General features: G+C 69.9%; 9 protein-coding genes and 2 pseudogenes. 5 read left to right on the top strand and 6 right to left on the bottom strand.

Features of this window, described 5'->3' with window-relative positions; translation table 11 throughout:
• Positions 1–321 (bottom strand): annotated as a pseudogene (locus tag ACOJVU_RS04085) (hypothetical protein); the annotation flags it as partial.
• A gap of 252 nt (positions 322–573) precedes the next feature.
• Here ACOJVU_RS04085 and ACOJVU_RS04080 point away from each other — a divergent pair.
• A complete protein-coding gene (locus ACOJVU_RS04080; protein WP_421528615.1) occupies positions 574–1,947 on the top strand; it encodes a 13E12 repeat family protein in 1,374 nt (457 codons plus the stop codon).
• A gap of 20 nt (positions 1,948–1,967) precedes the next feature.
• Here ACOJVU_RS04080 and ACOJVU_RS04075 read toward each other — a convergent pair.
• Both ACOJVU_RS04075 and ACOJVU_RS04070 read right to left on the bottom strand, forming a co-directional pair.
• Positions 1,968–2,576: pseudogene (locus tag ACOJVU_RS04075) on the bottom strand (SDR family NAD(P)-dependent oxidoreductase).
• Positions 2,573–3,187, bottom strand: coding sequence for a TetR/AcrR family transcriptional regulator (locus ACOJVU_RS04070; RefSeq protein ID WP_421528610.1), 615 nt, complete (start codon positions 3,185–3,187; stop codon positions 2,573–2,575). Before ACOJVU_RS04070 ends, ACOJVU_RS04075 begins: the two are co-directional and overlap by 4 nt.
• Positions 3,188–3,327: 140 nt before the next feature.
• Here ACOJVU_RS04070 and ACOJVU_RS04065 point away from each other — a divergent pair, with 140 nt between their 5' ends.
• The 3 genes from ACOJVU_RS04065 (at position 3,328) to ACOJVU_RS04055 (ending at position 7,087) form a co-directional block, all read left to right on the top strand.
• Positions 3,328–4,452 carry a phosphotransferase family protein gene (locus ACOJVU_RS04065; protein WP_421528614.1) on the top strand — a complete coding sequence of 375 codons (1,125 nt, stop codon included), beginning with the start codon at positions 3,328–3,330 and terminating at the stop codon, positions 4,450–4,452.
• Between the two features lie 23 nt (positions 4,453–4,475).
• A complete protein-coding gene (locus ACOJVU_RS04060; protein WP_421528613.1) occupies positions 4,476–5,600 on the top strand; it encodes a hypothetical protein in 1,125 nt (374 codons plus the stop codon).
• 173 nt (positions 5,601–5,773) lie between these two features.
• Positions 5,774–7,087 (top strand): flavin monoamine oxidase family protein, encoded by a 1,314-nt coding sequence (locus ACOJVU_RS04055; RefSeq protein ID WP_421528612.1) that lies wholly within the window; start codon positions 5,774–5,776, stop codon positions 7,085–7,087.
• 99 nt (positions 7,088–7,186) lie between these two features.
• On the opposite strand, the gene ACOJVU_RS04050 is transcribed toward ACOJVU_RS04055, so the two are convergent.
• From ACOJVU_RS04050 to ACOJVU_RS04040, 3 genes are all read right to left on the bottom strand, one after another.
• Positions 7,187–8,104, bottom strand: coding sequence for an alpha/beta fold hydrolase (locus ACOJVU_RS04050; protein WP_421528611.1), 918 nt, complete (start codon positions 8,102–8,104; stop codon positions 7,187–7,189).
• A 458-nt stretch (positions 8,105–8,562) separates the two neighbouring features.
• A complete protein-coding gene (locus ACOJVU_RS04045) occupies positions 8,563–9,666 on the bottom strand; it encodes a helix-turn-helix transcriptional regulator (RefSeq protein ID WP_421528609.1) in 1,104 nt (367 codons plus the stop codon).
• Positions 9,667–9,679: 13 nt separating this feature from the next.
• On the bottom strand, positions 9,680–10,855 hold the full coding sequence (locus ACOJVU_RS04040; protein WP_421528608.1) for a glycosyltransferase: 1,176 nt from the start codon (positions 10,853–10,855) through the stop codon (positions 9,680–9,682).
• A gap of 1,109 nt (positions 10,856–11,964) precedes the next feature.
• On the opposite strand from ACOJVU_RS04040, the gene ACOJVU_RS04035 reads away from it, so the two are divergent.
• On the top strand, positions 11,965–12,598 hold a 634-nt coding region (locus tag ACOJVU_RS04035), incomplete at its 3' end, for an acyl-CoA dehydrogenase family protein (protein WP_421528607.1).

Genomic DNA, 12,598 nt, shown 5'->3' with positions numbered 1-12,598 from the left:
ACCGGCGATCACCCCGAGCGCGACCAGGAGCACCCGCCAGCTCGGTCGGCCGGTCCCGGTGCGCAGCAGCACGGGCAGGTCCGGCCCACTGGATGGGGCACCTCGCGGATCGCGCAGTCGCGCGACGACGGCGACCGCGAGCAGCGCGACCGTCCTCGTCAGCGCCGCGACGACGGCCGTCCAGGCCGCGGGGTTGCTGCCCCCCTCGGTGCGGGGGGGCCGGTCGTGGGCCGGAAGGTAGCCGCGCAGCGCGGTCGCGACCACGAACAGGAGCACGATCAGCGCCACGACCCGCGCCGTCGGTTTGTCGCTACCGGGCATCGGCACACCACTCGACCCGTTAACTGCCGCCGTCGCGGCTTCGGTTTTTCATGCTCGCCCGTCATGCTCGCCCGTCATGTTCGCCCGTCATGCTCGCACGTCGGGCGGCGACATCGCCAGAACTCGGGGGCGCCGGCGCCGCCCGCCCGCGCGTCCGCCCGGCCGTCATACACAGTCCGAATTTCATCCACAGGGCGCGGAATCCGCGACGTGTATCGAACGTATATTCGATAGCGTGGGGGCGTGGTCGCGATGAGTCCCGAACAGGCACGCGAGCGGATCGGCGCCGCTCTGGACGCGATCGACGCCGCCCACAACGTGTTGCGGGCGACCTGCTCGGATGTGGTGGGCAACGAGTTCCGTGTGGACGTCGCCGAGCGGCTCGAGACCCAGCACCGGACCAACCGCGGCCTGATGTACCGGTTCTTCGCCGAGATCGCCGAACCGCCCGACGGCGGCGAGTGCGTCCCGGCGTTACGAGACAGGCTCTGGGCCCGGCTGCGCATCCCGCCGCGGGAAATCAAACGCCGCTTCAGGCTGGCCGCGCGGATCCGGCCGCGCCGCTCGCTGACGGGCCCGCCGGTGGCGCCGGAACTGCCATATCTGGCCGCCGCGGTCGAGTCGGGGACGGTCGGCGAGGACCACATCCGCGCGGTGTGCGACGCGGTCGACGTGCTGCCGTCCTGCATTTCGGTCTCCGACTCCGCGGAGGCCGAGCGGACGCTGGTGGGGCATGCGACGAAGCTCGATGCCGGCGTCGTCACCAAGCTCGGCCAACGGATCGCGGACTATCTCAATCCCGATGGCCTGTTCAACGACGAGGACCGGGCCCGCCGCCGCGCGCTGCGCCTGGGCCCGCAGGGGCCCGACGGCATGTCCCGGCTGTCGGGGTTGCTCGACCCTGAGGCCCGGGCGTACTTCGAGGCCATCGAGGCGGCCGTGCGTCCGGGCCGCCACCGGAGCGACAGCGCCGAGCCCGGCGCCCGCGACCAGCGCACACCCGCCCAGCGCTGCCACGACGCGCTCAAGCTCGGGTTGGAAACCGCGATCTCCTCGGGTGGGCTCGGCGTGCACCGCGGCCACGCCGTGACGGTGATCGTCACCACCACGCTGGGCGAACTCGACCGGGCCGCCCTCGCGGTCGCCGACGAGTCGGTGCCGCTGCCCGCGCCGGCGCGCACCGGCGGCGGCTCGAGGCTTCCGATGCCCGACCTCATCCGCATGGCCGCCAGAGCCATTCACTATCTGGCCGTGTTCGACGAGCACACCGGCCGGCCGCTGTACCTCGGTCGTCAGAAGCGGCTCGCGACCGCCGACCAGCGGCTCATCTGCTACGCACGTGACCGGGGCTGCACGCGTCCCGATTGCCTGGAATCCGGCTACCACTGCGAAGTGCACCATTCACCGGAGTGGGCGCAGGGCGGCCGCACCGACGCGGACCACCTGTTCTTCGCCTGCGGCCGCGACCACGGCGGGGCCAGCCGCGGCGAGTGGCACACCGAAGTCACCGGCAACGGGCGGCTCGGCTGGACCGATGGCGACGGTCGGCCGCGGATCAACCACGCTCACCATCCCGAGGAGCTCCTGCGCAACGATTCCGATCCGCCGGCCGGGGACGCCGGTTGAGGCCCGGATCCCCGTCGTGCTCAGTCGCGCTCGAACGGCCGGAAGCTACCGTCGAGGACCTGCAGATGACCGATCGTGCGGCCGGTGACCTTGCCCGGATCGACCAGCGCCAGTTCGACTGCGGCGCGGGCGAATTCATCGGCCTCGGAGGTGTCGCCGAATTCCCGCGCATAGTATGCCAAGCCCGGGGTCAGGATGGGTTTGGACGGCGACAACCCGTTCACCGCGACGTTGTGGTCGGCGAGGTCGTAGGCCGCGCACTGGGTGAGGTGCTCGAGCGCCGCCTTCGACCCGCCGTAGCCGGGCAGCACTGCCCCGCTGCGGTCGGGGCCATCCCCGCTGTCGGCTTGGCGCGCGGCGCCGCGCCCAGTGCCCGCGGGCGCCCCGGCGCGGTGAAGGCCGCATTGTTCACCAGGATCGTGATGGGCCCCAGGGCATCTCGCGCCGAATCCACCAACCGGGGGACGTCATCCCCGGGTCGGTCAGGTCGGCTCGTCCCACACCTGCTCGGTTCGGCCCGCGACCGCTACGGCCGCGCCCTCTGCCGCGAGCGCCGCGGCGATCGCGCCGCCCAGGCCGCGGCTGGCGCCGGTGACGATCGCGGTTCGCCCCGCAAGCCGCCTCGTCATCGCCGCACACCGTGCACGACGATGGCGGTGGTCTGCTCCACCCACGCATCGTCGAGTTCGTCCTCCGGGCGCAACAGCATCCGCAGCATCGTCGCTCCCCCGATCAACTCGATCAATCGGTCGGGGTCCACATCGTCGTGCGCCTCACCCCGCTTGACGGCCTCGCCCAACCGCAGGCGCACCGCGGCGAACAGATCGACGAAGCGGGACATGACCCGCGCGTTGAGGACGGGGTCGGCGGTCATGTCGGCTACCAGACCGGGCAGCGCGGCGCGCACCACCGGCGTGGCGAAAACGTCGCGGGTGGCCTCGACCATCATCCGGACGTCGGCGGCGATGTCGCCGGCCGGCGCCTCCAGCGCGGTGGGAGCCGTCGGGAAAGCCGCCTCGTGCACCAGCTCGGCCTTGCTCGACCAGCGCCGGTACAGCGCGGATTTCGTGGTGCCGGCACGCTCTGCGACCGCGGCCAGGCTCAGATTCGAATAGCCGATCCGCACAAGCAGTTCCGCGGTCGCGGATAAGATGGCCGAATCGATGCGCGGGTCCCGCGGCCGGCCGGAACCGGGGCCGGCACCGGGAGCCTTGTCAAGGGCGGACGGGTCTGCTTTCATAACGCTACCTAACGTATCGTAATTGCCGCGAAGAGGCCGTGAACATGTCCCAAAGCATGTCCCAAAGCATGTCCCAAAGCATGTCCCAAAGAACGGAGGCACCCGTGGCCGACGAACCTGTGCTCGACAAGATCGACCGCATGCAGCGCTCCAGCCGCGACATCACCGCCCTGCCGGGGGTGATGTCGCGGTGGCTGTCCACCGTCCTGCCCGGCGGGGCGACACCGGAGGTGACCGTCGAGAGCGGCGTGGACTCCACGGGCATGTCATCGGAAACCATCATCGTGACCGCCCGCTGGCGCCAGGACGGGCAGCAGACCGAACAGAAGCTGGTGACCCGGGTGGCTCCCGCCGCCGAGGACGTACAGGTCTTCCCCACCTATCGGCTCGATCACCAGTTCGAGGTGATACGAAAGGTCGGCGAACTCAGCGACGTCCCCGTTCCGGCGGTCCGCTGGCTAGAACCCACCGGCGGTGTACTGGGCACGCCCTTCTTCGTGATGGACTACGTCGACGGCATGGTGCCGCCCGACGTCATGCCCTACACATTCGGCAACAACTGGTTCGCAGACGCGCCCGCCGAACGCCAGCGCGAACTGCAGGACGCCACCGTCGGGGTGCTGGCCAAGCTGCACGCAATACCCAACGCCACCGCGGAATTCGGGTTTCTCGCCGAGTGCTCCGAGGTTTTCGAGGGTGACACCGCGCTGCGCCGACACGTCAACTGGGTGCGGTCCTGGTACGACTTCGCGGTGCCCGACATCGGCCGCTCACCGCTGCTGGAGCGGACCTTCGAGTGGCTCGAAACCCACTGGCCGGCCGAGGCGGCCGCCACCGAACCCGTCCTGCTGTGGGGCGATGCCCGGGTGGGCAATGTGTTGTACCGCGACTTCCACCCGGTGGCGGTGCTCGACTGGGAGATGGTGACGCTAGGCCCACGCGAACTTGACGTGGCGTGGATGATTTACGCGCACATGGTATTTCAAGAACTCACCGGCCTCGCGGGACTGCCCGGGCTGCCCGGGGTGATGCGCGAGGAGGACGTCCGCGCCACCTATCGCCAGCTCACCGGCGTCGAGGTCGGCGACCTGAACTGGTTCTACGTCTACTCGGGCGTGATGTGGGCGTGCGTGTTCATGCGCACCGGAGCCCGACGGGTGCACTTCGGTGAGACCGAGAGACCCGATGATGTCGAATCCCTGTTCTACCACGCCGGACTGATGCGCCGTTCAATTGGCGAGCGTCTCATCGGAGAGGACCAATGATGCCGCCAATGATGCCGCAAATCATGCCGCAAATACTCGGCCCGCTCGACGAATTCCCGGTCCACCAGATCCCCCAGCCCATCGCGTGGCCGGGGCCCTCGGACCGCAATTTCTACGATCGCTCCTACTTCAACGCGCACGACCGCACCGGGGACATCTTCGTCATCAGCGGCATCGGCTACTACCCGAACTTGGGCGTCAAGGACGCGTTCGTACTCGTCCGGCGCGGGAACACGCAGACCGCGGTGCACCTGTCCGACGCCATCGACCAAGATCGGCTCAACCAGCGTGTCAACGGATATCGCATCGAGGTCGTCGAGCCGCTGCGTACACTGCGCCTGATCCTCGACGAAACCGACGGCATCGCTGCCGATCTCACGTGGGAAGGCCTGTTCGACGTCGTGCAGGAGCAGCCGCACCTGATGCGATCCGGCAACCGGGTGACGCTGGACGCACAACGGTTCGCCCAACTCGGCGCCTGGAGCGGCCGCCTCGTGATCGACGGCGACGAGATCGCCGTCGACCCGGCGACCTGGATCGGCAGCCGCGATCGGTCCTGGGGCATCCGGCCGATCGGCGAGCCCGAGCCGGCGGGCCGGCCCGCCGACCCGCCCTTCGAGGGCATGTGGTGGCTGTACGTACCGATGGCGTTCGACGACTTCGCGATCGTGCTGATCATCCAGGAGGCGCCCGACGGGTTCCGCTCTCTCAACGACTGCACCCGGGTCTGGCGCGACGGCCGTGTCGAGCAGCTGGGCTGGCCGCGAGTGAAAATCCGCTACCGCTCCGGCACCCGCATCCCGACCGGGGCGACGATCGACGCCACCGCCCCGGACGGCACCCCGGTGCACTTCGACGTCGAGTCCAAGCTGCCCGTCCCCATCCACGTCGGCGGCGGCTATGGCGGTGACTCGGACTGGCTGCACGGCGTGTGGAAGGGGGAGAAGTTCGCCGAACGGCTGACCTACGACATGACGGACCCGGCGATTGTCGCCCGTTCCGGTTTCGGCGTCATCGACCACGTGGGCCGCGCACTGTGCCGCGACGGCGACGCGGACCCGGTGGAGGGCTGGGGGCTCTACGAGCACGGTGCGCTGGGCCGCCACGACCCGTCCGGGTTCGCCGACTGGTTGTCAGTCGCCCCCTGAAGACCCCTGAAGACCCCTGAAGACCCCTGAAGACCCCTTGACACTGGGCATTCTCTCCCGAGTGCGGTTCACTGAACCGCGTGACAGATCCGCCCCCGAACGCCGACCCCCCGAACGCCGACCCCCGGAACGCCGACCCCCGGAACGCCGACCCCCGGAACGCCGACGTCGTCGTGGTCGGTGCCGGCTTTGCGGGCCTGGTCACTGCGCGGGAGCTGACCCGACGGGGTCATGACGTGGTGGTCTGCGAGGGCCGCAACCGGGTCGGCGGCCGCTCGTTCACCGGCAGCGTCGCGGGGCTGCCCGCCGACATGGGCGGAACCTTCGTCGGCCCCACCCAGGACGCGGTGCTGGCGTTGGCCGCCGAGCTGCAGATCCCGACCGCCGCAACTCACCACGACGGCAGCAGCATCATCCAGTGGCGCGGGTGGGCGCGGCCCTACCGCGGCACCATCCCCAAGCTTTCGCTGGCCGGGCTGATCGACATCGGCCGGCTGCGCTGGCAGTTCGAGCGGATCGCCCGCGGCATCCCGCTGGCGGCCCCCTGGGACGCGCGCCGCGCCCGCGAGTTGGACTCCCAGTCGCTCGGCGACTGGTTGCGCGCGGTGCGCGCCTCCGAGTCCTCCCGCGACCTGCTGGCGATCATGGCCCGGGTGACCTGGGGATGCGAGCCCGATGACGTGTCGATGCTGCACGCGGCCCGCTACCTGCGCGCCGCCGGGGGCCTGGACCGCCTCCTGGACGTCGAAAACGGTGCCCAGCAGGACCGTTTTCCGGGCGGCACGCAGCAGATCGCCGAGGCGATGGCGGCCGAATTGGGCGCCCGTGTCGTGCTCGACGCGCCGGTGCGGTGCATCGAGCGCCACGACACCGGCGTCACGGTCACGTCCGACCGGGGCCTGGCCGAGGCCCGATTCGTCGTCGTTGCCGTCCCGCCTGCCCACCGCTCCACCATCGAGTTCACTCCCCCGCTGCCCAAGGAGTACGACCAACTTGCCCGGCACTGGCCGCAGGGCCGTCTCAGCAAGGCCTATGCGGCCTACTCCACGCCGTTCTGGAGGGCCGCCGGATACTCCGGTCAGGCGCTATCAGACCAAGGCCCCGTCTTCATCACCTTTGACCTCAGCCCGCACGCCGATGGGCCGGGCATCCTGATGGGGTTCGTCGACGCCCGCGCATTCGACTCGCTACCCGCCGAGGAACGCCGCCGCGACGCGTTGCGCTGCTTCGCGTCGCTGTTCGGCAGTGATGCGCTCAAACCCCTCGACTACGTCGACTATCGCTGGGGAACAGAGGAATTCGGACCCGGTGGTCCGACGGCGGCGGTGCCGCCGCGGTCGTGGACCCGGTTCGGACCGTATCTGCGCCGGCCGATCGGCCGGATCCACTGGGCCGGTACCGAAACCGCTGACGAGTGGACCGGATTCTTGGACGGCGCCGTACGATCCGGCCGCCGCGCGGCCGCCGAGGTCGCCGCCCTGCTGTGATCCGCCGTACTGTGATCCGCCGTACTGTGATCCGCCGTACTGTGATCCGCCGTACTGTGAACCGCCGCGCTATGAACCGCCGCGCTATGAACCGCCGCGCTATGAACTGACGCTCCGTAGCCGCACGTCGCCGTTGACCGATGCGACGAGTTTGCGCAGATGCCGGGTCACCTCTGCGGGCTGCTCCAGTAACGAGCAGTGACCGCCGGCCAGTTCGACGAGGCCCACCACGTTGGGAGCAGTGCTTGCGATCACGCGGGACTGGCAAAAGGGCGTCAGGCGGTCGCGCTCGCTGCCGATCACCAGGGTCGGCACCGTCAGACCGTCCAGGTCGAGGTACCGCGACCCCAGTGACCCGACGAGCATCCGAGCACAACCGCCGCGCCCAGCGGGCGGGGTCTGCGCGAACAACTCGTGGACACGCCTCGCCGCGCCCGGGTCCGCGTCCTTGGCAACGGCGAGCATCGCGACCAGGCGGCGACTCGGGATGCGGGCAACCCCGGGCAGCGGGAACCCGCCGAACGCGCTGATCAGTCCGCGCGCTACCAGGTCCCGCGCCGGCGACAGGCTGCGCGGCGCCGGTAACAGGCTCACCTTGCTGACCAGGTCGCCGGTCGTGGTGTTGATCAGGGCCACCGCGTCGGCGCGCCGCTGCACCTTGTGGCGGTACCGCGTGGACCAGGCGACGATCGCGATGCCCCCCATCGAATGACCGGCCACCATAGCGCGTTCGTACGGCGCCAGAGTCGCCTCCAGCACGCAATCGAGGTCCGACGCGAGGGCTTTGAGGGTGTAGCCGTTGCCGCGCGGGACGCCGCTGCGCCCGTGACCCCGGTGGTCGAAAGCGATCACCCTGTGGTCGGCGGCCAGGTCGGCGATCTGGTACGCCCACGCCCGGATCGCGCAGGTGATGCCGTGCGTGAGCACGATCGGATAGCCGTCCGCAGGACCGAACACCTCCACGTGCAGCGGGGTGCCGTCGGCCGCGCGTACCGTCAGCGCTCGGCTCGGCGGCAGGTCGTCCGACGGAGCGTCCGACGGAGCGTCCGCCGGAGCGTCCGCCGGAGCGTCCGCCGGCGCGTCCGCCGGCGCGTCGCCGCCGCGGGTGGATCGCCCGGGACGCATGCCGCTCTCCCCGTCCACTGCGGACACCTCCACGGCGGACACCTCCAATGCGGCCACCTGCCGCGGTTCAGGATTGCGAGAGTTTAACGTGACGCGGTCGGCAATTCCGGCATATTCGCCGAATTCCCGAGGCGAATCCCCTTGATCGGCGGTCCCATTCGGCACGCGCAGGGAGGCCTCGGTTGTCGACAGCAGAATACTGCTCGATCCGGCCGAGGTCCGCCCGGCCGAGGCGTGCTGAGGGGCCGGGGTATACCAAGCCGTAAAGGGCGTTCGACAGAAACGTTGCGCGACAGACAGAGACGTTGTGCAACAAAAACTTTGAGCGCAGGGGGGCTTTGATCCTGCGATCACTGCTGCAGCGTGGTGTGCGGGCTCTGTCCGTAGGTCTGCCGATAGACAAGCGCGAATCGGCCGGCATGCGCAAAACCCCAGCGCTGAGCGATCTCGGTGACGGTCGTCGAGGACCGCGACCCTGCGACCAGGTCCTGATGCGCCCGGTGCAGCCGGACGCGGCGCATGTACTCCGTCGGGGTGGTGTCCAGCTGTCGGCGGAACAGGTACTGCACCGCCCTGGGGGTCAGGTGGACCGCGGCCGCAACATCGTTGACGCCGACGTCGCCGGTGGCGTGGCGATGGATGAACGACACCGCGTCCTTGAGCACCTCGGGAAGTGCGGGATTGTCGGCCGGTTCGTGGTCGATCACGTTGGACGGGTAGCACTCGAGCAGCGCGCCGGCCAGCAGCGGCTGCAATGTCGCCACGATCAGCGGCTGCCGGGCGGTGTCCGCCGACGCCAGCGCGCCCTTCGCGTAGTCCAGTGCCCGGTGCCATGCGCGGATGGCGGCGCGTGAACGCGGCCGGCTGTCGAGGAACCGGATCCGCTGCGGCAACGGCGTACTCAGGTCGGCGGCCGCCTTGTGCAGGACATCCGCCTCGAAGCTCACGACGTCGAAGCGCGCACCGCTCACCTGCAGTACGCAGGACCGGCCGTCGGCGACGAGAACCGGGCAGTCCAGGGTCGGTACTCCCCCGCTCCGCACGGTCAGCGATCCTTCGCGGGGCTGGATCACGACGACGGAACCGGCGGGAGCGATCTGCGCGCTCGCTCGGCCCTGGATCAGTACGTCGTCGACGGTGGCTCCGGCCGTCTCCCAGCGACGGTGGGTGACGACCGAGCCCCGGGCCAGCCCGTTGAGCCGCCACCCCGGCGTGTAGGCGCCGGCGAAGAATCGGCGTGCCGCCTCGGGTTCGCTGGTGCGGAAATGCGCGTAACGCAGTGCTGCCGGACCGTATCCGCTGCCGGACGCAGTACCGGTGGGGGTTTTGGGCACGGGACGGACATCCACTCCGACGGCGCTGGACGGGACCGCCGCCGGATGTGGTCCCGCGTGCGCGGCGCCCGTCGTACCCCACGGGACCGCGGGTTCGCCGAACGTCCGCACCGTGGTCATCCCAACCATGGCCTCACGACAACCCTGCCGACTGCAAAAGAGGCGACGCCAGCCGCTCCGATCCGATGTGCCGATAGATGTTGAGCGCGTCCAGGGCCACCCGGTCCCAGGTGAAACGCGACAGCGCTCGGCATCGCCCGGCCGAGCCCATGCTCTCGCACCGGAAGCTCTGTGCGAGCAGCGCCTGGAGCGCGGCCGGGAGCTCACCGGGCCTGTCCGAAGACAGCACCAGCCCCGTCACGTTGTCCACGACGGCCTCCGTGAGGACCCCGACGGGCAGCGCCACCACGGCCACACCACACGCCATCGCCTGCAGCACTGTCGCCGGACGAGGTGGCTCCCGCGGTGTGCACGCGACCACGTCGGCGGACCGGATCAGCTTCGGCAGATCGCGGGCGGGAACAGTGCCCACCATGTGCACGCGGCCTGCCACCCCCAGCTCGGCGGCGAGCTCCCCGAGCTGGGCCCGCGCCTCGTCGTGGGCGGCGTCGGCCGGTGCGGTCTCCGCGAGCACCAGTTCGGTGTCCGCCAGCCGCGGCAGAGCGCAAATTACCCTATCGAATCCATTGCACAACAAAGGGTCCGGCGCCAAGCACAGCACGCGGTTGACCTCGCCGCGGGGCGCCGCGGGACCGACCGGGATGAAGCGTTCCACGTCCACGCCACTGGCGAGGACGGACATCCGCGCCCGGCTGCGACGCAACCGGGCGAGCGCGTCTACGTCTGCGCCGCTCTCCCCGGTCACCCACGTCGCGCTGCGCGCCAGCAGCGGCTCGACCCGTCCGCGTGCGTTCTCGTGGGGCGAGCCGTCGGACAGGGCACGTCGGGCCGCGGTCACGCCCTGGAAGCTCTGCACCGTCGGCAGCCCCTGCCTACGCGCCGCCAACTGGGCGGCCAGCCCGCCCAGCCACCCATAGGCGTGCACGACGTCAGGCTGATCCGAGTACCACTGGCGTTCGAGCGCTGCCGCCCACGCCCCGGCGTAAGGCAGCACCTCAGCCGCCGGGACCGGGCCCCGGGGGCCGACGGGGACCGACACGACGCGGTGATTACCCTCGCCGCCCAAGGTTTGTCCGACCTGGCGCCGGACATATACCGTCGCCTCATGTCCGCGGTCTGCGAGCGCGTGACAGAGTTGCCAGGGGTCTTCACCTACCTGGTCGTCGCCGAAGGCGATCGCAATCTTCAAGCGAAACTCCCTCCACGCCATACGCGTGAAGAGTTACCCGTTGCCGGCGCGGACAAACGGTGCAAGCCCGCCTACTTCGTGTTCACAACCACGGGTTCGTCACCGCATCAGGGCGAGGCCGCGCTGAAATCACTCCGCCCACCGTGGGCGAGATTTATTCAACAACCTGTTGTTCAACAACCTGTTATTCAAAGACCTGTTATTCAAAGACCTGTACCGAAGCTGGTCGTAGGAGTCTGGTCACAGGAGTCTGGTCACAGGAGTCTGGTCACAGGAGTCTGGTGGCATGAGTCTGGTGGCATGAGTGAAGCCGCCGCAGCGGTCGTATCGAAACCCCGCCCCCGCCGCGTGGCCACGCGGCGCCCCCAGGAAAGCCACAGCGCACAGCCGCCGGCCAGGGCCAACGCGGTTCCCGCTGCCTGCTCGTGCCTGCGCGCCGAGGACGACGTACGTGTCGACAAGACGAAACACCTCACTCCGGCCCCGCGCACGGGGCACGGGGCACGGGGCACGGGGCACGGGGCACGGGGCACGGGGCACGGGGCACGGACAAAACCCGCCGAAGTACCTGCCGCAATGGCAAATACGTCTAATTCCGCCTGAACTCGCAGACCCGGCGGTCTGACGCCATTGCGCACCAGCGGTAGTCATTTGTCCGCGGTTTTCGTTCGTTTGAGCAACGCCCCGATCGGCAACCCTCGTGCTATGTCGTCACCAGCCCTGAGAGCCTACGACGGGGCTGCCGCCGTGATCCCCGCCCGCAGTGCTGTTCGCGGCTCTGTGCGCGCCGATCACGGTCGTGGTGGTGCACGACGACAGCGACGACGACACAGCGACGACGACAGCACGCGGTTGGCCGGCCGCTGCGGGCCTCACGTGCACCTCCTCAGCGTCGACTCCGTCAGCGTCGGCGCTGCGCGAGCCGTGGGCTTCGGCTATCCAAGACGGCTGTTCGCGCCGGCCCCGCGGAGGCGGGATGGCACCACCGACGCGGCCAGCCGAGTCCATCCCGGCGGGCGGGTCGCTCCGGTGCGGACCCAGGCCCCAAACCCGCACGGGTTCGCACGCCGCCTCTGGCAACTGGTCCCGTCGGCGACGGGTCATCGCGCGTGACAGCAGGATTGGTCAAGCACTGGCTGGAGACCGGTCGACTCGAGCTGCCGCTGCCCTCCTCGGGTCGCATCGCCGAGCGCTGGCAGAGCCTGGCGGTGCTGGCCCAGGAAGACATCGCGGCCGCCCGTATCGCCGAGGCCCACGTCGACGCCGTCGCCATCCTCGACGAACTCGGCGGTAAACCGGCCGAGTCCGGCCAGTTGTGGGGCGTGTGGGCCGCCGAGGTCCCCGATGCGACGCTGATGGCCACCGAAGCTGGCGGCACGTTCACCTTGACCGGCACCAAAATGTGGTGCTCGGGCGCCGGATTTTGCACCCATGCGCTGGTGACGGCCCGGCTTGCTGACGGCACGCACGGGCTGTTCGCGGTGTCGGCGCTCGACGCCACCGTCAAGGCGCTGCCGACCACCTGGTGGAACGTCGGGATGGCCGGCAGCGACACCCGGCCCGTACAGTTCGCCAACACCCAGGCCGTCGCGGTCGGCGAACCCGGCGACTACCTCAGTCGGCCCGGATTGTGGCACGGGGCGATTGGGGTGGCCGCGTGCTGGCTCGGCGGCGCGCGCCGCGTCGCCGAGCCGCTGTACCGCTGCGCCGAACGCCAATGCGCGGACGCCTACTCGCTGGCTC

This window comes from Mycobacterium sp. THU-M104, assembly GCF_049197365.1.
In the GTDB taxonomy this organism is placed as follows: Bacteria; Actinomycetota; Actinomycetes; order Mycobacteriales; family Mycobacteriaceae; genus Mycobacterium.
Note: the sequence above shows the minus strand (reverse complement) of the source record. Positions and strands in the feature narration are given on the sequence as shown.